A 26095-nucleotide genomic window follows, 5' to 3' on the forward strand; every position below is an offset into this window, starting at 1 on the left:
AGATATAACGATTAATGCGATAGTGGCATGAATATTAAACATGAAATGCAGTAGGCCTATTTTTTTTCGGTTGATGAAAGCTATCAAAGTTGAACTCATTCAGCCTATCACTATTACCATGGAAACTAACGATCAATTCTACAGCCATTGAATTTCCATGTATCAAATGCCAATTCTTGTAGAATAGCTTGCCTTTTAATCACTTGTTCTGAGCCCCATTCAACAAAATTATGATCACTATCAGCTTTAAATCTGTTCAAAGCTGTATTTTGACCAATAGTGAAGGCATTATCTATTAAGTTTGTTGAAGTTACATTAGATTTAGAATATTCAGCTTGTTTGCTTTGAAACCAACTACCCTGTAGGTCGTTAAAATTATTAACCGCTTGATTTATTGTGCTCTCCAATAAGATAACATTTCCTAATTTGTAAACCGAATTATAATATGAATCGGCATCTTTGAATTCTAAAGGTAAGATACCATCCTTTGGTGTTTGTGGTAAAATGTGCTCAATTTGTAAATCATCATAGAAATCTTGGCCTTTAAGTGGCATTCTTGACTTAGCAAGAATCGTGTTTTCTATTTTTCCAAGAATATATCGCTGCCTATATAAAGGGTTAAAAGCATAGTGTCTTATATTTGAAAATATTGATTTGAACTCACCGATTTTTGCTTTTACGTAAGGATGATATTTGACTCAATCATCTCCTCAAGATCAGCATGAGATTTAGCTTGCCTTATCTTCCTTGCCCATGCAGCAAATAATCCTTCATTATTTTTAGCTTGGATGCCAAGCACATTGCTGTAGAAAAAGAAACTTTCAATTTGTTCTGCCAAATAATCAATTTCACCATCACCAAAGGTTATATCCAAAGCCAATAGGAGGATCAAATGTTGGCGTGACTTATATTTATTTACAAGTCCTATATTTGTTACCCTTGGGTAATTACCACCTTCTCTTACTCGTTCAGTTGCAATTACCAAATCAGAATAACGTTTTGAAATCTTATTAAGTTCTTTAGCAAAAGCAAGTGGATCAGTTTCATAATTTGTAGCTTCTTTGCCCTCTTTGGAGATAAACCATTTATAAATATCATCTTCCCTTATCACCCCATCATGGTATCGAGACATCACAAAGTACCTTAGAAATCTAAGTGGACTACTATCTTCGTGGCAGTTTTGAAGATTCATAGAAATGGATTTCCATGTATCTTTAATTTTTTGAAAATCTGTTTCGTTTGCCTTGCTAAATAAGAGATTTTTAACAAGATCCATTGCATTTAATCCTGCACCTCTTTGATTAATAGTTTCGAAAATCTTCAGCGCACTGCTCAGGTTTTCGGACTCGATAAGAACCAATTCTATTTTTGTAAGGAAATATTGCACATAATTAATAAATCCTTGCATACCTGTTAGAAGATATGTTTCAAAATGAGTTTTTAATCTAAAGTAGGCAGCTTGCATCTTTTGTATAGATGAAGTTAATTCATCTTCATACGTTAAGCTCTGTATAAGCTTGTTTAGGAAATCTTTGCTCTCCTCATATTGTAGTTCCAAACGGAGTTTAGATTCATTTGTGCTTATATCAAAATCTGAAAGCAGTTCTTCAATCGTTTGAAGGTACTTTTTTTCAATGGTTCCTAGTGATAACGGCTTAAGCAAATCCCTAAAAGCACATAGGGATAAGATGATTGTTGTCAATCGCTGTTGGCCATCTATTACATCGTACTTCCCTTTGTTCTCTACAATAATTATAGAACCTATAAAATAACTCTTTTGTTCTTTTGCGTTTGGATCAAACTCATTATCAATATCGATGATAAACTGTTCTACCTGATCATCAGGCTTCCAAACATATTCCCTTTGATAGTCAGGCACTAAAAAAAAATAGTTTTCTAATTTCTTGATGCTTTTTACTTCAGCCTTAATTTCCATTGTGAGATTGCATTTATTTGAAATTAAAGGTATAAATTATATCAGCATACTTAACACCTTATTTACTATGATAATTTCTTTCGCTTTGCATTATCAAGATAATAGGTGTCATGGAATTCTTCATTTATACCCATTCTACCAAACTTTATCTCTTCAAATGGCCATCCATCATATTTGAAATCACAGAATATGGTCGGATATCCATAATGACCATCAGATTCTAATTCATAAGCTTCAATGTCTTGATATGACAATCTTAAAAATGAATGTGGTGATGCTTTTTTATAAAGCGGATTCTCAGCCCTACGATCTTTTAGTCCAAGAAGATCCCAGTGACCATCTTCATCAATGATTATATCACCTCCTTGGCCAATAAATTCAACTCCGTAATCATAAAGATCATGAAACTCCATCTTCGTCCATTTAGGTGAATTAAGATCACCCCCTGGAAAGGTTCTATCACCTGTCTGCCTTATTATTGCACTACCAAAGTTAAAATGAGCATGTTTTGAAGTAATTCTTTTTTTAAAATTTTCTGAAATCAATTCATGATCAAGAAAATCTTTGCAGAATTTCTTTTTCATACCAAGAGCCTTTTTTTGGAGATTTACCACTGAGGATTTTACACTTTTGAGTTCAGTTGGTTGGCCGGAAATGAATATTTTTTTTAAGTGTGATAGTTTCGCATTGTTCAAATAATTTATATGGTTAAGAAGAATCTGAAAATCAATTATATGGGTGTTAACATCAAAAAAAAGCTCACTTGGAATTTCTAAGGTGGGGTATCTTCTCTGTTTTTTTCCCAAGATCAGCATAAAAACACTATCGTAGTTATTATGTAAATTATGGGCAACAAATTTGTTCAACGTATCTTGAACTTTTCTGATGCTATTTGTAGTAGTGACCTGAAAAGCTATCCTATTTTCATCATCGACAAGATCTACTGCACTTTGATTGCGCTTAACGGAGTTCGCATTTATTAATGCATAACCAAACACACAGTTAAGTATTTCGCATATAGTTTGCTCTGCAATAATATTGCCGTCCTGCAAGTTAAGGGAGTTGTGGTAGTTTAGATTTACCTCCCAAGTTGAAAAATGATGGATTATAAATTTCAAGTCAATCTCCCGTTGTGTCATAAATGTTAAATTCGATTGTGAATGCTTTTAAGGGGCGTAGCAGATGTTTTAGAGTATCGAAGTGCGTATCTTTAAATATCACACTCGAAGGCACCAAAGATCAGTAGTTGAAGTTAAAAATTAATGATGATGTAAAGAATCAAATTATCGCATTTCAACTCTTAGTTTATCAAGCAATACAGATAGTGCAAGAAAAGATTGCAGGATATCACTTTTTAATATTGACGATTTTACCGCTGGCTGCTCCATTGAGTAATATTTAGTATTCTTACTATCAATTTGTGGCCTGTAATCAACTTGAGTTATTGGAAAACGATGAGTAAATGCATTACGATATTCAGTTGTTAGAACAGTATCATCCTTAAACCTGAGCAATGCTTCATTTACACTTTGATTGGTTAACTTTTTAGTTAATTTCCCTAGGTAAACACTATCTTCAGCAAACTCAAGATTGAAGTAAACATTAATTATCTGAGCTACTGTATCTTTAATTGATGAAAAAAAATAATAATAGTTTTCAGCATAAAGTTCAAATTGAAAACGATTGATATATTGCTCCTCCTTCATCTCTTTAAAATCATCAGAAAAGCCTCTATCAAAGTTCACAAGTGCAACTGCATAGGTTCGACTTAGATTTCCAATTCGGTTTACCAAAACGTTGTCCCACCAATAAAGATGTTGGGAGCGATGTACTGTTTTAAAATCTGATTCACCTGTAAATAAGGACTCCATTTCATTAACATACGGAAATCCAAAATTGGAAAGTATAGGTTCTTCAGCGTAAATTTTTACTAATTCATCTCTTGAAGGATATTTATAATCACTCGCTTTTATAATCATGTTGCCTTTGTTAAACTTCAATTATTTTCTCTTTGCTATTTTTCAAATTGATATGTTCAGTAAAAAGACACACAACACAAATTTCAATTTGAACCATTATTATATTTATACTACAGAAGTTCATGTCATTTAATGGCAATGAGTTCCTCTACACTAATAGGTTCACTAACAGCTTCGCTAAGATCATAACCCTGTGTCGTAGTAATTTTACTATGGCCTGCTCGCCTCTGAACCTCTCTTAAATTACCTCGTTTACTAGATTTGGTTATAGATGTGTGCTTAAAGTCATAAATATTTATGGATTTAAGTTCAGGAAATTCGTTTCTAAAAGGTGTGATTAAAATGTCTTTGATCATATTTTGTGTGTAGGGCTTTCCCTTCTTGAAAGAATTATAGCCTCCAATTAAATAATCATCTTCCTCCACTACAATGTTTCGTTTTTCGGTGTTTGCATATATAGTTTCAATTAGCTCTTTTACCTTTTTAGTTATAATGATGGTACGCCATTTTTTACCTTTTTTGTCAAAAACCTCAATCCTACTATTCACAAGGTTGATGTCTTTGGATCTGATGTTTCGCACCTGAATTGGCCTTATGGTATTTTCCGCAACCAATCTTGATATTAAATCTAATCTTAACCATTTATCACTTGAAGCAACGGCATTAAAGAATTTTTGAACAACTAAACCATCCAAATTCTTGTATTTCTTTTCTTGTTGGTTTGTATCCAATTTTTTGAGCTTATTAGCATGATTCATAATAGGGATGTCATGATATTTAATAAGCCAGTTATACCAACTCTTAACATAAGTTATGTATTGATTTATTGTACTATTAGCCTTATTTTGATTTTTTAAAAACACTCTAAACTCATCCCACACAGTAGCAGTCAATTCTTTTATTAAAATATCATGGTGATGGCTGACGAAAAAACTATTGAGTTTCCTATTTCTATCCAAATAGTTTGTCATACCTGCCAATTCTCCTATTGAATGTTGACCTTTTTGATAATTTAAAAACGCATTAATAGCTTTAAGCACACCACTATACATACCAATAATTACTTTAGATTTATCATCTTCAGTATTGACATCAAGCGTATTCATAATATCATTGACATTTACAGAAAACAATTCTACCAGCTTTGCGTGCCGATCAGCTTTATCAATTTTCATCTTTTTAGCCCAATCCTCAAAATGCAAGTACAGCTTTTTAATATTTTTTGTAACCTGATACTGCTTGGCATTGTAAGTGTACTCTATGTAATACTTTGGGTATTTATCAATATTCTTCTTGGTTGGAACAATTAATTTAAAGCTGATTTTATTTTTCGTTGCTAGATCAATTCTCAAATATTTCATGAATGCACATTAAAATTCAGTGCAAATTTAGTGGAAAAACATCAAAATATAAACTTTAAATTATAGTAAAGGCAGTATAGGTTATATTTGGTTAGAAAAAGAGAACAGTCTGGATGGATGTTCTCTTTTCTTGTTTAAGGGCATTCAGTTTTTTATAACATCCTCAAGCCTTAAACACATACTTCTTCCCTATTGCCTCTAAAAAACTCTTTCTAACCAACAGGTTAACTGGAACTTCTTCCAATTGTCTGGAAATTCGAAATCTAAAGTCATCAGGATATTCCAGTTCAATCTCTGCGCTGCTCCTAAGTTGTTCATCAAATGTGCTACAGGTATTGATGTTGAGTTCATGTTTGGCCAGCTCGTTAAGTAACAGTAACCTTTTTACAAAAACAACTTCGCAAGAAACAAGATCGCTTACACTTTCGAGCGTTTTTGCTGTATTGTTCACTTTGATATCGAATACAAAGGCATAACCATCGGTCAGTTTATGAGAATCAAACAGCCAACCTTGCTTTTGGGTATTGCCAATAAAATAACTGAGTTCTAGGGCAAAAGTTTCTAAACTTTTGTTGAGATAGCTTAGCTGTGCCTTTTCATCTACCCTTCTGTCTAATCGCTTGCCCCTAAAGATAACATCAATGCCTTGTTTTTGCGTTTCCTTGTCATAGATGCGCTCAGCATACCAACCCTGCTCCTTATACTTTTCGTCTAAAAAGGCAGCGAGTATGCTTTCTTTATAAAGGTCGGCATTAAATTGGCTCATCAGCTTGCTGTACTTTACCTTGTTAAGGTAGCAAAAATAAACCATTGATCCATTGCTGTAAACCGTAATTGTTGGTTTGGTATTCAATACAGTATAAACTCAGCTCGGTTCAGTATTGATTAATCTAATGAGATACTTCGCTACGCTCAGCATGACAAAGTCTTTCTATTTTTTGACTAGACAAAACGATATTCGATTTTAACCAATTGGTCATAACTCCTTACCTGTTTATACATAGAATGGCTTTTATATTCCTCTTTAGTCTCAATGATAACGTTATGGTCGTCTTTCCAGTAAACTTTCATCGGTAATTTTTCACCACTAGCAGCATAGATGCTACCAGCTCCTCCAGGTAATGAAATATTCACATAGGTTAATGCATATTCCCCCTTACCACTAATTTGAACACTTAATTTAAAGAGGCCATTAGGTGCGGTTTCTTCATACATTAACCATTCTTTTCGCAATTCTAAAAGTTCAGCCTCACTTATTTCTCTACCATCTTTCCCATTTGTAATAAAATGGATTTCCTCTGTAATAGTATCTCCTAGCTTCATCCATCTATCCACTTTAGCTTGATGTGTAGCCAACAAAGCTTTTAAAACAGCTACATTCTCTTGCTCTTCGGGCTGCATTTCGTAAGCTCTTAGATAATATTCTATCCGATACACGTCATTGTCATCAATGTACCGTTTCGGAAGAATGTGCACTACATCGGCTTTATATCTTTCGAAAATGTCAATATCGTAACCTGTATGTAATTTAATATAAGGATTCAAACCAAGATCGATATCGACCCCTTAAGAATGAAATGTGCATATTTAAACGATCTTCGATTTGCTTTGACCGAGATTTTTCAATGTCAAGTTCGGTTTTTTTAATCTCATTGAGATACCATTCTTTTGAAGGGCTATAATCATCAAAAACTATACTCATCGAATGATTTTCAAGTAAATAGTTTAAGGTAGCTAATAAGATTTTTTTATTTTTTTCTCGTTCTTCTTTACGATAAGCCATTTTAGATGAATTGAAGTCTTACAATTTGCTTTCCTAGTTCATATCGACATGAGCCATGAAATTATCTCCAAGCGAAATATACAAATTTTGAACTTTTAAAACCGCACCTCTATAAAAGCCCTAACAAAAAAAAACATTTTTCTATATCAGCTCTAAACAACTAGGTTATGCCGAGCTCAAGCTCTTTTTTCTTTTTGCTGCTACCTTAGCCTGCACAAAGTGCTTCTTCCTTTATAAAAACCTGTTCTAAATGGGCCTGATACTTCTTCAGATCTCTATCCATATTTGTATTCTTCAATACATCATAAAAGTGCAGACTAGGCAGTGGGGTCATTCCTGTAAAGGCATTCATCCGGTGGAAACCGAACAGCACACCCTCATCAACACTTGTTTGCTTAAAAAACTCATTGGGTAAAGTAAAGGCCTCATTCGGTGCGTTCCAAGTGGTGGTTACCATGTACTTTCTGCCATGCAACATGCCTCCAGTACCATAATTGATTGCAGGATTGCTAGACGAACGTCCATCACTTTCGTAGATACCAGTCTGGTAACCTTCACTAAACACCACATCTATATATTGTTTAAGGGCATATGGCAATTGAAACCACCATATTGGCGTATGATAGATGACCACATCGGCCCAGGTATACTTTGCTACTTCTTCTTTGGCATTGTAAGGCTCGTTGATATTGGTAGTCTTGATTTCGAAATCTTCTTGTCCGTTAAAAAATGTGGCCGAAAGATTGGCAATGGTCTCGTTAAACAAACCACCAGAATGTCCAAATTTTTGACCTCCGTTAATGATAAATATCTTTTTCATGTGTATGATCTTTTTGATGGCACAAATTTAGGGCGTGTTAAATCATCATCAAAACAAGTTAATTCATACCTTTGTATCAGAATTATAATAGTTAAATCCATGGTAAATCTAGAATGGTACCGCACCTTTAAGGCAATCTATAAAACAGGCACTTTAACGGGTGCGGCAGAGATCCTGTTTATTTCGCAACCGGGTGCCAGCTTGCATCTTACTTCTTTAGAAAGTTATGTAGGCTACAAGCTATTTGAACGTACAGGCCGCAAAATGATTCCTACAGAAAAGGGAAAAGTGTTTTATAATGCGGTGATCGACCCATTGAACAAGCTGGAGGAAGTGGAAAAGACTTTTCAGAAAAGCACAGAGAAGCATACGCCTACAATCAGTGTGGGCATGTGTTTTGAAACTTTTCAGCTCACTTTAGAACAATACGTGCATACGCTACCTTTTAATGTGATCATCCGTTTTGGCGAGTACCGTGAGATGTTGGATAATCTGGAAAAAGGGATTCTTGACCTGATCATTACCCCACAAAAAGGTACATCTACCAATATTGTACATGAGGCCTTCTCTTCTGAAACGATTGTATTGGTTGGGGGCAATGATACGGATATCAAGGCTTTTGAGGCTTTATTGAACAAGGGTGACCTTAACGAGGTAGAACAATGGTTAAAGGGCGAGAAATGGTATGGCACTACCGGCGACATGGAACATTTGTTTAGGTTTTGGCAGCTGAACTTTAACTGCAATCCAGATTTTAGGCCCAACTACATTGTACCTAACCTTAATTCTATTGTACGTTGTTTAACAGGCGGTAAAGGATTGGCCATTGTCCCTGATTTTTTATGCCGAAAGGAAGTAGAGAACGGACAAGTAAAACTGATCTGGCAAGGCCATACGCCACTACAGAACATACTGTATTTTGGCAATAGAAAAAAAACAGTTTATGTAGACGAAATCGACCTGATCAAAGATCTTTTTAGAAGGATGATGGGCTTGGATGGGCTTTAGGTTGTTATTAGTTGTTAGTTTTTAGTTGTTAGTTATCAGTTTTTAGTGTTGGTTCCTTTCTGAACTAATAAACAAAAGCGAAGGAAATAGGAAATGGTTTAAGGGAAAATGGAAGCGGGAAAATAGTGAATAGCTGCAGATATCGATAAATGAGTTAAGGGAATAGATTTGGAAACCTATGACTAATGAACCAGTGACACCAATGAACCAATGAACCAGCGACACCAATGAACCATTTGTCAGTCTGAGCCTGTCAAAGACAATGAACTTACTTAAAGTAAACTTTAAAGGTAGTGCCTTTGTTCAGCGTACTTTCTACTGCAATTTTACCTCCCATAGATTCGATTTGGTTCTTAGAAATGAAAAGACCTAAACCACGGGCATCAATATTGCCGTTAAAGGTCTGATAGATTCCGAACATCTTATTGCCATTTCTATTTAGGTCTATCCCTATTCCATTGTCAGATACCCTTAAGACCTGTTGCCCATCTTCTTCGAAACAAGTTAAGGTGATTACTGGTTTACGGTCGGGGTGACTGTACCTCAAGGCATTAGAAACCAAGTTAAGCAAAATGCTTTCCAAATAAGCCTTATTGTAATTGATCTCTATATTTTTATCTATTTTGTTAACGATCTGGGCATCTTTACTCAAGATCTGTGCATTTTGTGTGGCCAAGGTTTTGGCGATGTAAACACTTAGGTTTAAGGGTTCTACAACAGTATCGATGCTGGTCTGTATGTTTACGATATTATTGAGGTTAAACAGAGTTTCGTTCAGGTTACCCGCTACTGTTTTTAGCAACTGGATCATTTCGTGACGGTCATCTTCGGTCTTGGCACTTTCTATCAATGCCGAAATGCCCTGTATGTTACTGGCGTGCGAGCGTAGGTTGTGCGATACGATGTAAGAGAAGTTCAACAGACGTTTGTTCTGTTCGGTTACCAAGGTAAACGATTTGTTCAAAGCGGTCTCTGCTTCTTTTCTACTGGTAATATCAATCATCACTCCCCTCAATTTGATAGGCTGATTAGGTTCTTCTATTACGGTAACAATATCCCTGATCCAAACTACAGCACCATCTTTGGCCAACATGCGGTATTCGGCATCGTGCTGTTTACCTGCTCCTAGATATTGCCCCAGATAATCTCTCATTTTTTCTACTTCTTCTGGATGCAGGTGGTCTATCCAAAAAGTTGGGCTACTCTTCCATTCTTCAACTGTATAACCCAAAATATCTTCTACCTTTTTACTTACGAATGTAGATTGATGGGTAGCAAGGTCACCTTCCCAAACAATACCATCAATGGTGTTAATCAACGATTCGTTCTTTTTTGCGAGTCGATGATCAATTGTTCTTCAGCCTTGCGTTTGGTAATATCTTCTACAATTACAATGTGGTTATTGGGTTCTTCACCTTCGTTCCATAGAGGGGTAATAATTACGCTTCCCCATATCAAAACCCCTTCTTTTCTAAGGTATCTTTCTTCTTTATTGAATTGTCTGATCTGCCCTGATAATAGTTTTTTGAACAGGATGCCATCTTCAGCCAAATCTTCTGGATAAATGATAGACTTGATCTTTTTTTGCATCAGTTCTTCTTTGGTATAACCCAAAAAATCACACAGGTATTGGTTTACCTCCAAAATCTGTCCTGTAATGGAGTTTACCCTTGCAATACCAATGGCCGCATGGTCAAATATCTTTTTGAACTTACTTTCAGTATCTATCAGTTTCGATTCTTGGTTACGGAAGCGCACCTGTAACAGTGCCTGCTTTTTTAACAGTTTAACCAATAGATAGGTAGAAAGCACGGCCAGACCAAGTCCAAAAAGAATGGCACTTAGTATTTCTACCCAAGTATCGTAAGGATTGGTATTGATGATGTACAATTTCCAATCGCCATCTGGGAAAATTACAGACTTGGATATTTCCTTAGACACATCTATATGCAGTGGTAAAAAGAACTCCTCCTTTTTGGTCAGCTCGTTTATTTTAGAGAATTGGAATTTATAATGTTTGTATTTGTTATTGTCTATCCCTGCATTTTTAAAAAGCACATCGAGTTTGATCACAACGGCAGAAAATCCCCAAAACTTATCGTTAATATATAAGGGTAACCTTCCTACTACGCCAATGCCACCCTGTGTTAATTTAACCGGCCCCTGAAAGTACATTTTACGACTTTTGATAGTTTTATTGACTTCTAAAACAGTGCGTTCTGGGCTTTTGAAAAGATCCAGGTTCAGTACTTTTTCGTTGCCTTTATAGGGATATACGTATTTGATTATACCGTTGGGCACCAATTGCACAGCCTGTAGATCAGGATTGGATTTGATCAGCTTCTCTGCTACCGTATCAAAGTTAACGGGCACACCGTCGTTATTTACGGTCAAAGCTAAGGTCAGGGCTACGGTATAACTGTTCTTTAAAGATTGCTCTATGTTTTTCTCTGCAGCTTCGAGGATATTCGACAGTTGGTTCTGTTTGTTTTCCCTAAAAAGCTGATAACGCTGCATTACGATCAGCGATATAAAAGTTAACAGCACGAGAAAGAAGATGGCACCTGTTCTTTTTGGCCTTGATAAAAACCAGATGCTCAACTTAGAAGACTTTTTGTCCATAAGTATTATATCTGGTTAATTAGTGCCATTGGCATTTGTTTAGTTGAGCGCATAAATTTAGTAGCGCTAAATATAGCAAAATTGGTAATAGTGTAACAACAATTTTAACTTAAAGACCAGTATTTTAAAATATTTGCAATTGAAAAACACAGCTCAGCACAAAAATAAATCATTGTATAACTGCCTATTAAAAACAAAAATACAACCTGAAAAGGATTACACGTTATTTAACCAAGCCGATTATTTTTGACACCTTAGTGTTTGATCATGCTTTAATGACCATCCATTTTTATTGGTTAACTACAGTTTATCCAACAGCGTGGCTGCTTTTTGATAATGTGTGGTACCAATAGGTATTTTCTTTAACCAAGCCTTACATTCATCTTTTTTGTCTTCTTTTAGATAGCTCATCGCCATGGCATAGGCTGCATCATATTTAAAGGCAGATTCTCCGTTATAAACCTGTGTCAGTGTACTTCTGCCTTCGCTTAGGGTATTGGTTTCTATTAGGGTTAAGCCATAATAATAACTTACCATGGCATTTCCTGGTTGTTGCAAGGTTAATTTGGCCAATAGGTCTTGGGCCTCTTTGTATTTTTTATCGTTAAAAAAAGTAGCTGCTCGGTCAAGATCAGTTGCTTTTTCAGCACCTCTTTCTGTCACTAACATTTTTGCATCACTATGGTAGGTCTGGTACAGGTTGCTGCGCCATGGTGCCCAAACCAGTAGCCCAACAATTAAAACTGCTGCCACACCGCTTAACCACTTTAGGCTGGTTTTAAAAGTAACCACTTTGGGTGTTTCAAAATAGGCGGGTCCAGTATGGCGCAAGGTTTTTTTAAAGGCCAAGTCTTGCTGATCAGGTGCCAATTGTATTTTTAGACTCTGGTGGATATGCCTATAGTCTTTCAAATGCTGTTGCAGTTCGACATCGTTCTGCATGCGCATTTCAAAATCAGCCTTTTCGGCTTCATCCATGTCGCCCTCTACATATCGGGCCGCGAGTAAAATTTTATCCTCAGTCATCATTTCTATTTATTGATCTGCACCATTTTAATTAGGCTCGCCATACATTCCGACTTCTTTTTTCTCAAATAGCCATAGGTTACACCCAAAGCTTCGGCCACTTTTTCTTGTGCATCGCCCTGCATGCTCCATCTAATGATTTCCTTGCAACGTTCGCCCAATTGTTCAAAGGCCTTTAAAAATAAAGTAGTCTGTTCTTGCTCTTCTTCCAAGCGTTCTGCCTGTTCAAATGTATCTTCGCCAATATGTAATAAATCATCCTCTCCTTTTGTTACCGGTGAAACTGATCTTTTTTTCAGTTCGTTTAACCATTTGCGTTTACACACCAGGAGTAGAAAGGGCTCAAATGGGCAACTTAGCTGTAAATCTTTGTATTTGGCCTGGTTATATACGTCGACCAAAGCTTCCTGAAAAATATCTTCCGCATCGTTGGCCGTGCCATTGTTAAATACAATGAACGACTTTACCTTGCCTGCACATTTTTTATAGATTTCATTAATTACTGCGGCATCATTATTTACCAACCCTACTAGAAAGCGTTGGTCTAGATGTACTGCTTTGGCCATTGACGATCGATTTTTAAACGTTTTGTGCTCTAATTTAACCTTTCTAGTCCATTGCCAAAAAAAAATCGAAAATAAAGGGGTAACAAAATCCTGATGCGACTGATATATCATCAAACCCTATGAAATGGCCGACGCTGAAAAGCCTTTAAAAGAGTAAGCAGTTTTTTAAAATATAGAAATCATGAAAAAGTTAAACTTAAAACCAGTATTAGTTGCCCTTATTGTTTTATTTGCAGCAGCCTGTAAAAAAGACGGAGCCACCAACAGTAATTCCGCAAAAACCGCTAAAGAATTTGTCGCCATGTTTGGCCCACAGCAACAGATCTTTACCATTAATGCTGCTACGGCAAATACATTGACCTTAAAAGGTGGTACGATCATCACCATTCCAGCCAATGCCTTTAAAATTGCAGGCGTGCCTGTTACCGGACAAGTTACTGTAGAAGCGATGGAAGTATTAAAAAGAAGCGATGTATTGTTTAGCGGCACCAATACCAACCACATCAGTGGTGCACCATTGGCATCTGATGGTTTTATCTACATCAATGCAAAAGTAGGCAATACGAATGTAGACAAAGCCGTAGCTACAGACATGAACATTAAAATACCAGCTACCAGAAGCGGATTTACACAAATCTGGGAAGGTGTAGAAAACGCAGGTGCTGGGGCCAACCAAATGGCTTGGCAGGCACCAAAGTTAAATGCCAACGGTGGTCCGCTAGAAGCAAATCCGACCAATGGTTTCTACAATTTTAATTTTGGCACTTTAGGTTGGATCAACTGCGATGTGTTCTATAGTTATACCAACCCTAAAACAACGGTAAGCGTTGAAGTGTTGAACAACCCAGGCAGCATGGCCAGCTTTAGGGCCTTTACCGGCGAAACCTTTGTGTTCTTTTGTGCAAAGGGAAGCAATGTAGTTGCCCAGTTATATACACCTGATGGTGCCAATAAAGTAAAAAGCTACGACAACATGATGCCAATCGGTGTACAAGGCAAGTTCCTTTCTTTCTGTATCAAAGATGGTAAGTACTACTACGCCGAATTAGAAACTACAATAGTGGCCAGCCAAAACATCAGCTTAAGTTTGGTAGAAACTACTGAAGCACAGGTACAAACTGCCATTACCAACTTAAATAGCTATTAACAATAAAAAAATACATGTGAAGATGAAGCTGTAACCGGCTTCATCTTTTTTGCATTTTGTAGATTAAAATATATAAATTTAAGGATGATGAAATCGCTCCTCTTCGTTTTATGTTGTTTTGGTATAACTACTGTTGGCGCACAGGTATTGCCTACAGATACGGTACCTGCCATTATCAATTATACAACAAAAGATGGCGTAACCGAATTTAGCTCGGAGTTGAGGCCATTGCGACAGATTGCCGGCGCTCCTGCCCCATTTTATACTTATTTTTGGGAGTTTGGCGATGGTGGTTTTAGTTTTGAAAAAAATCCTTTCCATATCTATAAAGGTACAGACCCGGTATTGGTGAGGCTTTTTGCTACCAATAACTACGATGATGGCAAAAGACCACCAACCAAACCCAGACCCATAAAACCTGCCTCTACCAGACCTATGATAGCGTCTAACCAAATAGAACCATCCTTATTTAAAATGGGCGGCAACATAGAAATGAAAAGCAACTGTATGCCCAAACCTGGCGATGACATGATGGTGGTATTTGGCTACAGAAACAAGGCCGCCAACGGACAGCAGAACATCAGTGGTACGGTGGCCATTTTGTATAATGATAAAGAGTTTGCCAATAACAATTTTACGCTCGAAGAAGCAAGAGCTTATCATGGAGAGAAAAAAACAGATCTGAAATCGATGTTGAACGTGGCTTACCTACCTGGCACCCAAAAGCCCGTTTATTATGCTTCATTAAACAACGAACTACCGATTACGCATCAAGCTGATGCCAACATCTTGTTAAAAGATAAAGCCAAGGATTTTAAAAACCACGAAAGTTGGCGGTTTGAAAACCTGAAACAGAACGAAGAACGCTTTTTGTTTATGCATTTCAAGACCACACCAGAAATGGTAAAAGATACCAATGCCGTGGTTCGACTTTCGGCAGTATTTATTCCAGACAACCCTTTGATCGAAACTGAATTCTTTAATATGGAACTACAGATTGTAGCTTCTCATGACCCTAACAAAATGGTATTGAAAAAAAGCAGGATGAACTATCGTTTTACCGGAAAGAACAGAGAGCTGAGTTATAAGATCCGTTTTCAGAATACAGGTAAAGGACCGGCCAAAAAGGTAGATGTGGCTGTAAATATCTCTGAAGTATTTGACCAGGCCACGCTAAAGATAACAGGTACCAAACCAGAAGTGATCAATTGCGATTTGGCCTATGTAAACCAAAGCTGTATCAAAACCGTGATGGGCAAAGACAGTGTACACTTTGTGTTCAGCAACATCTATTTACCTGGACTAGACCAAAAAGGGGTTAATGATGCCGATTCTACCATGGGTTTTGTGGCTTATACAATCAAATTTAAAGAGAAGCCAAAAAAGCTGCCCATTAAAAGTGGGGCCGCCATTGTATTTGACAAAAATGAACCCATCTATACCAATAGAGCAGTTGGCCGTTTTAAGATGGGCCTTTCTCCTGCCCTTATTTTAGGTTATGGCTTTCCGTTTAAAACCGATAACAAAAACTACTTGAACAGTAAAAATGTGGTAATTGGGGCCAGTTTGGCTCCTTATTCGCCTTATAAATTGTATTGGCAGGTAGAACTTTATCTCAACTCTTTCAAGGAGACCAGTTTTTTGGTATCGTCTGATACCAAAAGAAGGGATACGGTGGTTAACCAAGTTCCGATGTTTATTGTTAAAAAAGACCATACCCGAACAGAAAAGATAACAACAATCAATGCTGTCCCGCTGCAGGTAAGGTACAACCTGAATACTTTTATAGGTGTGGGGGCAGGTACTTTGGTATCGATAGATCTTTACCAAAAAGCTACAGATGTTTTAGAATATACCTATGCGCCAAACGCCGCTGGTATAGCGCCACCAAACTTAAGGCTCACCGTAAACGATACGAAAAAGAATTTTGCCGATGCAAGGGTTTCGTTCTTTACAGATGTACAGCTGGGTTTGGTTCGGGTTGGCCCCTCTATTGGCTTTAGATACTTGTACGACCCTAAAACGAACAATAACCGAATGGCTACTTATGTAACCTGGAAATTTTAATAGCAGATTTCGTAACCTGTATTCAAAATACCACAACTGCGCATTTAAATCTATTTGCTTAAATTAGCTGAAATACAAAGCTTTTTATGTATTCAGTTTTTTTACGCTTTACACTTTTCTTTCTTCTTTTAGGCCTATACCATAATGTATGGGCACAATCCACATTTGAGCGTAAACTTGATTCTTTAAAGGAAAAAGACAACCTGGAGGCGTGGATATTAGAAAGGTTGGATCATGTTTCATCAAACCCGCAGCAGCGTTTTTCTTATCTAATGGATACCCAAAAAATGCTCTGGCGTAATCCCAAAACCTATAATGAGCATTATATTTTTTTAGACCTAATTAACAGCCAGGGTTATTATCAATTGTTGGATGGTAATATATTAGGCTCCATCAACAGTTATGAAAAAGCTTATAATTACTATCTAAAAAACAAGATTTCGAGTTATGAAATTGTAGAATACACTTTAAAACCACTGAGCAACAACTACACCAGAATAGGCGATTATGAAAGAGCGATCTATCTGTTGCAGACCTCGGTTAAGTTTTTAATTCCAAAACAACGATGCACCAGAAGCTATTGCTTCTCTATACAGCAATATTGCCATCTCATACCGTTCAATGGGAAATTTTAAAGATGCCGAGAAAAATATTTGGGCCGGACTTAAATTAGCCAAACCAGATACCAGAACTAATCTGACACTAAATAACATATTGGCCGATATTTCAGTTGATAAAGGAGATTACTTAGCTGCCACAAAACTTGTAGAAAACACCATTACCAAACAAAGAAAGCTAAACGCAGAAAATGCCTATTCGTTAATGGGATCTTATACTACAGCAGGCTTAGCTTATTTTAAACTTAAAAATGCCAAAAAAGCAGATGATCGTCTAACCAAAGCCCTCCACATCATCAATAGCTATTTTAAAGGCGATAGACTTCGTGAAAAGGCGAATATTCAGATTTTAAGGGGGAGGGTAAAACTTTTACAGCACCAATACCTGTTGGCCATCAATGATTTTAATCAAACCCTTTACACTTTAAAAGTTGCCGATAAAGAAGACAATCCAACCATAAGTAAAATATATGGCGATTACAGGTTGGTTGAAGTTTTTGAACAGATGGCCGATGCCTATCTGGCTCTCAAAAAACCTGATGAGGCTTTTAATGCGATCAAACTGGCCCTTTTTAGTGCCGATAAAATCAGGAATGAATTTGTTGATGACCAGACAAAACAACGCCTACAGGCCGACCTGAAGCATACCTCTGAAAAAGCAATTGAAATTGGTTATCAGTTATACAAACAAACCCAAAACAAAAATATATTGGACCGGATCTTAGAACTGGCAGAACAGAGCAAAGCCAGAACATTATTAGATCAGATTAATAATAATCAGCGTTTATTTGCTGTAAACCAAAAAGACTCACTCTTTATCAAAAAACAGGCTTTTGAGCGCGCCATTACTTATAATGAAAAGCAAGAACTAGAAAACAAAAGCAATACAATCAACAAAAACACGGATAGTTTAAAGTTTTACCTGTCACTGGTAAACAATCAGATCAAGCAGAAGTATAAACAATTGAATTTAAGTAGGGACATCTCGTTTTCGACCTTGATGAATACCCTACCCAACAAAAGGATAATCGAATACTTTGTAGGCAGAGATGCCATCTATCTGATTGACATCAACAATAAAAAGGTAAACGATGTGATAAAGATTGAAGATGCAGCGAAGATCACAACAGCTATCCAATCATATACTACAGTTTACTTTCAACAAGGGCCTAACGCCATGTTAAATGACCCAAAAGCATTTTATCAGACTTCTTATCAACTCTATCAATCTATTTTAAAAAATGTAAAATTTGCAAAGGGCCAACCTGTGGTAATTGTACCCGATGGTGCATTGGGGTACATCTCTTTTGATGGATTGATTACCGAGGGCAATTATAAACCTAATATTGCCAATTGGCCATTTTTAATCAAGAACAACAGCATTACTTATGCCTTTTCTTTAAAGACCTTAACCAGTACCAAAACAGCAACCCATACCCAAAACTTTACCGGACTTTTTATTACCCATCAAAAAAACAGCAACAAGCCTTTAAAAGCTGTAGCTGACGAAGCCGAAGCCATCAAAAAAACAGTTAATGGCGATTTTCTGTTGAACGACCAAGTGAACAGCCATAGCTTTAATGAGTCTTTTGAAAAGAGCAGCGTATTACATATTGGCACACATGCCTACTTATCGGGTAAAAACCAAGAACCTACCTTAGATTTTGACAAAGAGAAATTGTTTTTGTTTGAACTTGCTGCCAAAAAACAGGCGCCTGCCTTAGTGGTGTTGAGTGCCTGCCGTACTGCCGATGGACTATTGGCCAATGGTGAGGGTGTAATCAGTTTATCGAGAGGTTTTAACGCCATAGGTACTCCTGCAACCATAGCAGGCCTTTGGAATGTAAATGATGTGGCAGCTTCGGTGATCACGGGCAATTTTTACAAACACATGCTTGCAGGTGAAAGTAATGGCAATGCCCTACATATGGCTAAAATAGATTGGTTAAATGCACCTCAAACTGCCGATGCTTTTTACCTGCCTTATTATTGGGATAGTTTGATCTATATGGGCACCGACCAACAACTCACCTTAAAGGCAGCCACCAATTGGGTTTTGATGTTAGGCATTGGCGCTGCTGTTATTTTATTTTTCGGAGCCTTGGTATTGATCAAACTCCGTAAATCTGTAAAGCGCAAAATAGTTTGATTTACTGAGCAGCTTAAATGACAAACATCAACGAATTTTAACAAAATTGTTATGTTGACCCTAATAAGGCAACAATTTGAGATATCTACATCAATTTCAACAATTTACAGTCATTGTTCTTTACCCTTTGAGGCTAATGTAACAAAACTTAAACTAAATTATTCGTTACACTTAACGTTTTAGTTTATAAATAGCATTTATTTTTCTATTTTTCACCTTTAGTAAATCTATAACATAGATTCGACTAAATGATAAAGGGAAAAACCAAAATAGGATAATAAAAAAACTCGCAGCTAAATGCAAACGATGAGGATGCAGAATTAAGCTCGAACATTTACGTAATGATCAAGAATAGTATTCCATGATCCTTAGTAAGTGTAAGGATTTCAACAGTTTGCATTGTTGGAAAATAAGACAGGTTAATAGATAGCAAGGGTCCATGGATGTGGGCCCTTCTATTTTTATTACAAATTAGTATTTATTAAATTAAATTGCAAACAATTGCATCATTTTTTTAGAAAGTAGATTTTCTGGGGCAGGTCGTCAAATATAAAACGTGTTACCTCACACAACCAGATTTTCAGTCCTACTGTTGCTCCCTGATAGCTTTCAAGGTAATAAATTCCTCCTCCGCCTAGATTTTGTTCTTTGGTTCTCAACAAAGTCAAAACTGCTGCCTGATCAAAATTATCGGTAGACAGGACTAAATTAATTTTTAGTTCACCCTTGCTTACCAGATCTAGCCATTGATCCGCACCTTCTACCATTTGCAGGTCTTCTGGATCTCCATTCCATTCTGGCAACTGTAGGTACCACTCTCCTTTTTCGTTCTTGTTAAACGTCAATTCTTTTTTTGCCATCAAGTATGTATTTTCCCCTGGTTCGTTTCAGCGCGAACTAGGAATAATGTATCGGTTCGTGACGCCAAGAACCAATGATTGGGACACGAACCAATAAAATTAAACTCCTTTTTTAAAGATACAGACACCCAAAGGTGGAATATTAACAACGATAGATTGCTTTTGATTGTTTTGAGCGATATGCTCTGTGGCTAACACACCCACATTCAGCTTCCCACTGCCATAAAATGTACCGGCATCTGTATTGAAGATCTCTTTCCATTTTCCTTTAACTGGTATACCTACCCTAAAATCGGTTCTATATACAGGGGTAAGATTGAGTACGACCACCAAGGTGTCTTTTGCCTTATCAGATTTTCTGGCATAAATGAATATCGATCGATCGGCGTCATCTGCATCAATCCACTCAAAACCTTCGTAAGAGAAATTATATTTATACAGGGCAGGTTCTTTGCTATACAATTGGTTTAAGGCCTTCACCAACTGTTGCATGCCTGCATGAGGTGGATATTGCAACAAATCCCAATTTAAAGATTCAGTAAAATTCCATTCGTTGGTCTGCGCAAACTCGTTACCCATAAAGAGCAGTTTGGTACCCGGATGTGTAAACATATAGGCATATAGCGTACGCAGATTGGCAAATTTCTGCCATTCATCGCCTGGCATCTTATAGATGATCGACGATTTACCATGCACCACTTCATCATGCGAGAAAGGCAGCATGAAGTTTTCGGTAAAAGCATAGGTCATGCTAAACGTAAGTTGATGGTGATGGTGTTTTCTGTTGATAGGGTCATTCTTAAAATACTTTAAGGTATCGTTCATCCAACCCATCATCCATTTCATCCCAAAGCCTAAACCTCCAGCATAAACTGGTCTAGTTACCCCATCAAACGTACTACTTTCTTCGGCAATGGTCTGTACCCCTTTATAATTACCATATACGGCCTCATTCAAATCTTTAAGGAACTGGATGGCACCCAAATTTTCGCTGCCCCCATATTCGTTTGTACCTGCCTCTTCTGCCGTTCTCGAAAAATCAAAATACAACATAGAGGCCACTGCATCTACACGCAGGCCATCGGCATGATATTTATCTAACCAGAACATGGCATTACTGATCAAAAACGAACGTACTTCATTTCTGTCGTAATTAAAGATGTAGGACTTCCAATCTGGGTGGAAACCCTTACGCATATCGGCATGTTCAAACAAGTGTGTACCATCAAAATTGAACAATCCATTGGCATCTCCGGGGAAATGCGAAGGCACCCAATCTAAAATCACTGCAATGTTGTGCTGATGTAGTTCCTCTATCAAGTACATGAGGTCTTGCGGCGCACCATGTCTGGAACTTGCCGCAAAATAACCTGTAATCTGATATCCCCATGATGGGTAATAAGGATATTCCATGATCGGCATCAGCTCTACGTGCGTAAAACCCATTTCCAAGATATAGGGCACTAAGCTTTTGGTTATTTCTCCATAACTCAATACCCTTTCTGGATTCACTTGGATCACGTTGCCATGAACCCAGATGAAGTTCATAAACCGACATCGGTTGATCTAAAGCATTCCGTTTTGGTCTTTTCGTTAACCAAGCCTTATCTTTCCAAGTATAGTTAGTATCCCAAACTATGGATGCTTTTTGTGGAGGATGTTCCCATCTCAAGGCATAAGGATCCCCTTTTTCAATGTCACTACCATCAAAACCTTTGAGGTAATATTTATACACTTCTCCTTTACCTACCTGTGGGATAAATCCTTCCCAGATACCAGAGGCATCCCATCTTTTATGCAGTTGGTGGCTTTCTCTGTTCCAAGCATTGAAGTTACCCATTACCGCAACTTGTTGTGCATTAGGTGCCCAAACGGCAAAATAGGTTCCGTTGCTTTTGTTAACGGTACACAAGTGTGCTCCCATTTTTTCATACAGCCGAAAATGCTTTCCACTTAGAAATAAGGAGATATCGAAATCGGTAAACAAACTATAAACCCAAACACTTTTCAAATAGGCATCAAATACATGTTCCTTTTTTGTTGCCGTTACTTTTTTACCTGCCGAGGCAGTTTTACCTGTGGTATTTTTTTTTGTGCTGGCCATTTTTGGGGTTTCAGTTAATGGTTTTTAGTTGGTAGTTTTCAATGTTTTACAAACAATTTCAACAATCAATCAATTGACCTCTATACTCCTATGATCTTAATATGCATAAAATTCTTGTTCGATTTAAATCTTAAGCGTTTACGCTCATCTATATAAAAATCTGTAATCTCTTTATCGTCTACAAAAATTTTACTTACCTGAAATGGCAGCCCAATTACATTGTAATCGTACAGTTCATAATTTGGTGTGTATAATCCTTCGATTGTCTGTTCGATAAACAAGTTTTTGCCATCGCCTTTTACACTAAATTTCTTTTCTAGATAGATATCCTGCTCATAGGCAAAGGTATCTCCATGATCTTCAAACAAGAAAGAGTTCACTTCGTAAGCGGCATAGTATATATTCAACCATACCTCATCAATTGGTTTTTCGCCCACATATTGCATTACCGGATATTCTGGGATAACAGAGCCAGCTCTTACAAACAAAGGCATGTCTTCTAATGGCGCATCGATATTGTATTCGTTGCCTCCATCTAATAGGTCGTGTGTCCAGAAATTGTACCATTGTCCTTTTGGCAGGTAAACAATCCTCGAAACGGCACCTTGTTCTAATACAGGGCATACCAAGATCTTATCGCCAAACGTAAATTCATCCTGACGGTAATGATTACTCGATCGAGCTCTTGCTCTAACATGGCCAGTGGCCTTAAAATCGGGAATCCATAACGGTGATGCTCCCAAAATACAGAGTAGATGTATGGCATTAAACGATATCTCAGTTCGATGAACTTGCGGTTGATTGCGGTAAAAGGTTCGCCAAAACTCCAAGGCTCACGTTCAGCGGTATCACCAGCAGAATGCGCCCGCATAAATGGAGAGAAAGTACCCAATTGGATCCAACGGGTAAACAACTCGCCATCTGGTTCGCCACTAAAACCACCAATATCGGTTCCACAAAACGGCACTCCAGAAACCGACATGCGTTGACATTGGATATTGCCCAATTTCAAATGCTCCCATGTGGCTACATTGTCTCCTGTCCATACACAAGCATAACGCTGCATACCTGAATAACCTGCCCTAGTAATGGTAAATGGGCGTTTGTTACGCATCAATTTCTTTAAACCATCATAGGTAGAACGGACCATCTGCATACCGTAAACATTATGGGCCTTACGGTGCGAACCTCTGTAACCATCGTAGTTATGTCTTACATCATTAGGGAAAGTACCTGCACCAAAAACAGCGGGTTCATTCATGTCGTTCCACACCCCTGCTACACCTAGGATCACCAACTCTTTATACAAACCGCCCCACCATGCCCTTACCGTTGGATTGGTAAAGTCTGGAAATTGGCATCTACCCGGCCAAACATGGCCTTCCATAAAGTAGTCATCGCTTCGGCGACAGAAGTAATTGTTTTCTTTCCCCTCCTTAAATACCCAATAATTGTCATCAACTTTAATACCTGGATCGATCATCACCACGGTTTTCATGCCGATGCTGGCCAGTTCCTTGATCATTTTTTTAGGATCTGGAAAATATTTTTTGTTCCAGGTAAAACAACGGTAGCCATCCATGTAATCGATATCCAGATAAATGGCATCGCAAGGGACCTGACGCGACCTAAAGCCTTCTGCAATTTCCTTTACCTTGGTTTCTGGATAATAACTCCACCTACATTGGTGGTAACCTAAAGCCCATTTGGGTGGTAGTTTATGCGTTCCCGTTAACGTTTGGTAACGTTTCACCACATCCATCATATGCGGACCATGGATATAATAATATTGGAGTTCGCCACCATCTGCCCAAAAACTGGTTTTGCTGTTGTCTTCTCTACCAAAATCAAAATATGATCTAAAGGTATTGTCAAAGAAGACCCCATAACCAGCTCCTTGGTGTAAACCGATGTAGAAAGGAATGGTACGGTATAAGGATCTTGGTCCCAACCGAAAGAATAGGCATCGGTATTCCAATTCTGGAACTTACGTCCTCTTAAATTCAGGTTGCCCGATTTATCTCCCAATCCAAAAAAGTTCTCTTCTGGTAAACATTCTTTGGTGGCAAAAACATAGTATCCACCAAATTCAACGTTTTCTTCCCAATGCATCGGAGAAGTATCTTGGCTCATCACCATGTTGGTGGTATTGTCTACAAAAGAGACCAAAAAATCTTCCTTGCTTACCCTGCAGGTGATGGTATTGGTAGAAATGGCATAAAAGTCTTCATTCTCTTCTAATCTGAATGTGGTTACCTTTTGGTCGACCGTTGGTACGGCATAAGAAAAATCGTCTAGGAACACACCATGTGGCGCCAACCTTACCCTAATGATCTCATCACTTACTACTCTTACTTCTACGCGGGCACTGCCATCAGAAAAATAAAATTTATTCCCTTCTTTTTTTACACCTTTAACCGCTGTTAAATATTGTTTTACAATTGGTTTGAGGTCGGTAACAGGATTATTAAGGTGTTGAATGATCTCTTCTTCAATATGATCTGAGGTTACGGCTTTGATTACTTCCTTTTCGTCTATGTTATTTCCTTCTTCCATAAATTTTAATTGCTGCTTATTCTCTTTAACTCAATACTTCCGTATCTTCTGCTTGATGCGTGATGACCTTTTTATCGGTAATCAAAAAGTTGGCCAAGCCTCCAATAACTAACGAAGCACCTGCCAACAGCATTGCATTGATCACCTCGGGGCCAAAAATAACGTGGTATAGATAGTTCAGACCTCCTGTTGCGGCAATGATTTGCGGAATTACAATAAACATATTAAAAATCCCCATATAAATCCCCATTTTTTTAGGATTTATAGCGCTCGACAACATTGCATAAGGCATGGACAGGATACTGCCCCAAGAAATACCGATCAATATAAAGGAATAGATCAGCTGTTCTGGTTGTTGGATATAATACATGGAAATAAACCCTAATCCTCCTGCCATTAAACTGAACATGTGGATGTATTTTCTGTTGATGCTTCTTTTGGCTGCATAAAAAGTTAACAGAAGGGCAAAAGCCATTGATGATAGGCCATACATGCCCATGTAAGAACCCACTAGGTCTGCTGCATCGTTATAGGCTTTGCTGGCCGACATGAACAAAGCTTTAGAACTTTCATCGGCCATATTAAACGCGCTCTCTACCGGAACAGGGGCATGAAAAACATGACTAGTGAGTGCGGGCGTGGCCAAGCTCCACATGGCAAAAAAGGCAAACCAGCTAAAAAACTGTATCACGCCCAATAATTTCATGGTATTGGGCATTTTACCGATGCTCGAAAAAATCTCTTTAAATCCATTTAAAAATCCTTTGCTCTCTTCATTCTCCTTTTTAAAAGCAGCCAGGTCTTCTGGCGGATATTCTGTTGTGGTAAAAATAGTATACAAAACCGATCCTAAAAAAACTACTCCACCAATAGCAAAAGCTATTTTAACGGATAAGGGCACAATACCTGGTAAAGCTTCGTTAGACACCCCCAACTGATTAACCAACCAAGGCAAGTTACTGGCTACCCATGTACCAACACCGATGATCAATGTCTGCATTACAAACCCATAAGAGCGTTGCGAATCCGGTAGTTTATCTGCTACCAAAGCCCTAAATGGCTCCATGGTAATGTTGATAGAAGCATCTAAAACCCATAAACAACCTGCCGCCATCCAAAGTACTGGAGAGTTGGGCAAGAAAAACAGTACAACCGTACTCAAAATGGCGCCAATCAAGAAAAATGGTTTCCTCCTTCCCCATCTTGGGCTCCAGGTACGGTCACTCAAATAACCAATAATAGGCTGCACCAACAATCCTGTTAAGGGTGCTGCTACCCATAATGCAGGGATACTGTCCTGACTTGCGCCAAGGGTTTGAAAGATACGCGACATAAAGCCTCCTTGTAGGGCAAAGCCGAACTGAATACCCAAAAAGCCGAAGCTCATGTTAAAGATACTCCAAAAGGAGAGTTTTGGTTTGATTGATTGGTTCATTGGTTTGGTTTATTTGGTTAGGTTCTCTAGAGACTGATGATTGTTTAATTGCTCAATTG

At 37.7% G+C, this 26095-nt stretch carries 19 protein-coding genes and 2 pseudogenes; 5 read left to right on the forward strand and 16 right to left on the reverse strand.

The annotated features are described in order from the left end of the window. Positions 1–125: 125 nt before the first annotated feature. The 8 genes from ACFJIZ_RS10540 to ACFJIZ_RS10575 all read right to left on the reverse strand — a co-directional run bounded on the left by ACFJIZ_RS10540 (position 126) and on the right by ACFJIZ_RS10575 (position 7879). Positions 126–668 carry an HNH endonuclease family protein gene (locus tag ACFJIZ_RS10540; RefSeq protein WP_379093998.1) on the reverse strand — a complete coding sequence of 181 codons (543 nt, stop codon included), beginning with the start codon at positions 666–668 and terminating at the stop codon, positions 126–128. 8 nt (positions 669–676) lie between these two features. Then, a complete protein-coding gene (locus ACFJIZ_RS10545) occupies positions 677–1936 on the reverse strand; it encodes a DUF262 domain-containing protein (RefSeq protein WP_379093349.1) in 1260 nt (419 codons plus the stop codon). A 65-nt stretch (positions 1937–2001) separates the two neighbouring features. Next, positions 2002–3075 (reverse strand): SMEK domain-containing protein, encoded by a 1074-nt coding sequence (locus tag ACFJIZ_RS10550; RefSeq protein ID WP_379093352.1) that lies wholly within the window; start codon positions 3073–3075, stop codon positions 2002–2004. Between the two features lie 144 nt (positions 3076–3219). Continuing rightward, positions 3220–3915, reverse strand: a complete 696-nt coding sequence (locus tag ACFJIZ_RS10555; RefSeq protein ID WP_379093355.1) for a Cthe_2314 family HEPN domain-containing protein — start codon at positions 3913–3915, stop codon at positions 3220–3222. 125 nt (positions 3916–4040) lie between these two features. After that, positions 4041–5276 (reverse strand): tyrosine-type recombinase/integrase, encoded by a 1236-nt coding sequence (locus ACFJIZ_RS10560; protein ID WP_379093358.1) that lies wholly within the window; start codon positions 5274–5276, stop codon positions 4041–4043. Between the two features lie 163 nt (positions 5277–5439). Next, positions 5440–6129 (reverse strand): hypothetical protein, encoded by a 690-nt coding sequence (locus ACFJIZ_RS10565; RefSeq protein WP_379093361.1) that lies wholly within the window; start codon positions 6127–6129, stop codon positions 5440–5442. An 89-nt stretch (positions 6130–6218) separates the two neighbouring features. Beyond that, on the reverse strand, positions 6219–6821 hold the full coding sequence (locus ACFJIZ_RS10570) for a hypothetical protein (protein ID WP_379093364.1): 603 nt from the start codon (positions 6819–6821) through the stop codon (positions 6219–6221). Between the two features lie 443 nt (positions 6822–7264). Continuing rightward, positions 7265–7879 carry an NAD(P)H-dependent oxidoreductase gene (locus tag ACFJIZ_RS10575; RefSeq protein WP_379093367.1) on the reverse strand — a complete coding sequence of 205 codons (615 nt, stop codon included), beginning with the start codon at positions 7877–7879 and terminating at the stop codon, positions 7265–7267. 99 nt (positions 7880–7978) lie between these two features. Between ACFJIZ_RS10575 and ACFJIZ_RS10580 the strand changes: the two genes are divergently transcribed. Then, positions 7979–8887: a LysR family transcriptional regulator gene (locus ACFJIZ_RS10580; protein WP_379093370.1), complete on the forward strand. Its 909-nt coding sequence runs from the start codon at positions 7979–7981 to the stop codon at positions 8885–8887. 268 nt (positions 8888–9155) lie between these two features. Here the strand turns inward: ACFJIZ_RS10580 and ACFJIZ_RS10585 are convergent, their stop codons facing one another. The 4 genes from ACFJIZ_RS10585 to ACFJIZ_RS10600 all read right to left on the reverse strand — a co-directional run bounded on the left by ACFJIZ_RS10585 (position 9156) and on the right by ACFJIZ_RS10600 (position 13101). Next, the gene (locus tag ACFJIZ_RS10585; RefSeq protein WP_379093373.1) at positions 9156–10205 is read right to left on the reverse strand and encodes a PAS domain-containing protein; all 1050 of its coding nucleotides are present in this window, start codon (positions 10203–10205) and stop codon (positions 9156–9158) included. Then, positions 10202–11509 (reverse strand): PAS domain S-box protein, encoded by a 1308-nt coding sequence (locus ACFJIZ_RS10590; protein ID WP_379093376.1) that lies wholly within the window; start codon positions 11507–11509, stop codon positions 10202–10204. The genes ACFJIZ_RS10585 and ACFJIZ_RS10590 overlap by 4 nt, the downstream gene beginning before the upstream one ends. Positions 11510–11809: 300 nt before the next feature. Further along, complete coding sequence (locus ACFJIZ_RS10595) at positions 11810–12535, reverse strand: tol-pal system YbgF family protein (RefSeq protein ID WP_379093379.1); 726 nt, start codon at positions 12533–12535, stop codon at positions 11810–11812. 5 nt (positions 12536–12540) lie between these two features. Then, entirely contained in the window at positions 12541–13101 is a 561-nt protein-coding gene (locus tag ACFJIZ_RS10600; RefSeq protein ID WP_379093382.1) for an RNA polymerase sigma factor, read from the reverse strand. Positions 13102–13282: 181 nt separating this feature from the next. On the opposite strand from ACFJIZ_RS10600, the gene ACFJIZ_RS10605 reads away from it, so the two are divergent. The 4 genes from ACFJIZ_RS10605 to ACFJIZ_RS10620 all read left to right on the forward strand — a co-directional run bounded on the left by ACFJIZ_RS10605 (position 13283) and on the right by ACFJIZ_RS10620 (position 19081). Further along, positions 13283–14248, forward strand: a complete 966-nt coding sequence (locus tag ACFJIZ_RS10605) for a hypothetical protein (protein ID WP_379093385.1) — start codon at positions 13283–13285, stop codon at positions 14246–14248. A gap of 84 nt (positions 14249–14332) precedes the next feature. Then, positions 14333–16315 (forward strand): PKD domain-containing protein, encoded by a 1983-nt coding sequence (locus tag ACFJIZ_RS10610; protein ID WP_379093388.1) that lies wholly within the window; start codon positions 14333–14335, stop codon positions 16313–16315. A gap of 86 nt (positions 16316–16401) precedes the next feature. Further along, entirely contained in the window at positions 16402–16950 is a 549-nt protein-coding gene (locus ACFJIZ_RS10615) for a hypothetical protein (protein ID WP_379093391.1), read from the forward strand. After that, a complete protein-coding gene (locus tag ACFJIZ_RS10620) occupies positions 16937–19081 on the forward strand; it encodes a CHAT domain-containing protein (protein ID WP_379093394.1) in 2145 nt (714 codons plus the stop codon). Before ACFJIZ_RS10615 ends, ACFJIZ_RS10620 begins: the two co-directional genes overlap by 14 nt. Positions 19082–19587: 506 nt before the next feature. Here the strand turns inward: ACFJIZ_RS10620 and ACFJIZ_RS10625 are convergent. The 4 genes and pseudogenes from ACFJIZ_RS10625 to ACFJIZ_RS10640 form a co-directional block, all read right to left on the reverse strand. Beyond that, positions 19588–19941, reverse strand: a complete 354-nt coding sequence (locus ACFJIZ_RS10625) for a DUF6717 family protein (RefSeq protein WP_379093397.1) — start codon at positions 19939–19941, stop codon at positions 19588–19590. 99 nt (positions 19942–20040) lie between these two features. After that, positions 20041–22045 (reverse strand): annotated as a pseudogene (gene glgB / locus ACFJIZ_RS10630) (1,4-alpha-glucan branching protein GlgB). 80 nt (positions 22046–22125) lie between these two features. Beyond that, positions 22126–24601: pseudogene (locus tag ACFJIZ_RS10635) on the reverse strand (glycoside hydrolase family 31 protein). A 25-nt stretch (positions 24602–24626) separates the two neighbouring features. Beyond that, entirely contained in the window at positions 24627–26036 is a 1410-nt protein-coding gene (locus ACFJIZ_RS10640) for an MFS transporter (RefSeq protein ID WP_379093400.1), read from the reverse strand. Between the last annotated feature and the right edge of the window lie 59 nt (positions 26037–26095).

The sequence above is a fragment of the Pedobacter sp. UC225_65 genome (genome assembly GCF_042698365.1).
GTDB lineage: Bacteria > Bacteroidota > Bacteroidia > Sphingobacteriales > Sphingobacteriaceae > Pedobacter.

Excerpts from the sequence above, each read along its gene's own strand:
- ACFJIZ_RS10545 (WP_379093349.1), bottom strand. The coding sequence starts at position 1,936 with ATGGAAATTAAGGCTGAAGTAAAAAGCATCAAGAAATTAGAAAACTAT.
- ACFJIZ_RS10550 (WP_379093352.1), bottom strand. The coding sequence starts at position 3,075 with ATGACACAACGGGAGATTGACTTGAAATTTATAATCCATCATTTTTCA.
- ACFJIZ_RS10555 (WP_379093355.1), bottom strand. The coding sequence starts at position 3,915 with ATGATTATAAAAGCGAGTGATTATAAATATCCTTCAAGAGATGAATTA.
- ACFJIZ_RS10560 (WP_379093358.1), bottom strand. The coding sequence starts at position 5,276 with ATGAAATATTTGAGAATTGATCTAGCAACGAAAAATAAAATCAGCTTT.
- ACFJIZ_RS10575 (WP_379093367.1), bottom strand. The coding sequence starts at position 7,879 with ATGAAAAAGATATTTATCATTAACGGAGGTCAAAAATTTGGACATTCT.
- ACFJIZ_RS10580 (WP_379093370.1), top strand. The coding sequence starts at position 7,979 with ATGGTAAATCTAGAATGGTACCGCACCTTTAAGGCAATCTATAAAACA.
- ACFJIZ_RS10590 (WP_379093376.1), bottom strand. The coding sequence starts at position 11,509 with ATGGACAAAAAGTCTTCTAAGTTGAGCATCTGGTTTTTATCAAGGCCA.
- ACFJIZ_RS10595 (WP_379093379.1), bottom strand. The coding sequence starts at position 12,535 with ATGACTGAGGATAAAATTTTACTCGCGGCCCGATATGTAGAGGGCGAC.
- ACFJIZ_RS10600 (WP_379093382.1), bottom strand. The coding sequence starts at position 13,101 with ATGGCCAAAGCAGTACATCTAGACCAACGCTTTCTAGTAGGGTTGGTA.
- ACFJIZ_RS10605 (WP_379093385.1), top strand. The coding sequence starts at position 13,283 with ATGAAAAAGTTAAACTTAAAACCAGTATTAGTTGCCCTTATTGTTTTA.
- ACFJIZ_RS10610 (WP_379093388.1), top strand. The coding sequence starts at position 14,333 with ATGATGAAATCGCTCCTCTTCGTTTTATGTTGTTTTGGTATAACTACT.
- ACFJIZ_RS10615 (WP_379093391.1), top strand. The coding sequence starts at position 16,402 with ATGTATTCAGTTTTTTTACGCTTTACACTTTTCTTTCTTCTTTTAGGC.
- ACFJIZ_RS10620 (WP_379093394.1), top strand. The coding sequence starts at position 16,937 with ATGGGAAATTTTAAAGATGCCGAGAAAAATATTTGGGCCGGACTTAAA.
- ACFJIZ_RS10625 (WP_379093397.1), bottom strand. The coding sequence starts at position 19,941 with ATGGCAAAAAAAGAATTGACGTTTAACAAGAACGAAAAAGGAGAGTGG.
- ACFJIZ_RS10640 (WP_379093400.1), bottom strand. The coding sequence starts at position 26,036 with ATGAACCAATCAATCAAACCAAAACTCTCCTTTTGGAGTATCTTTAAC.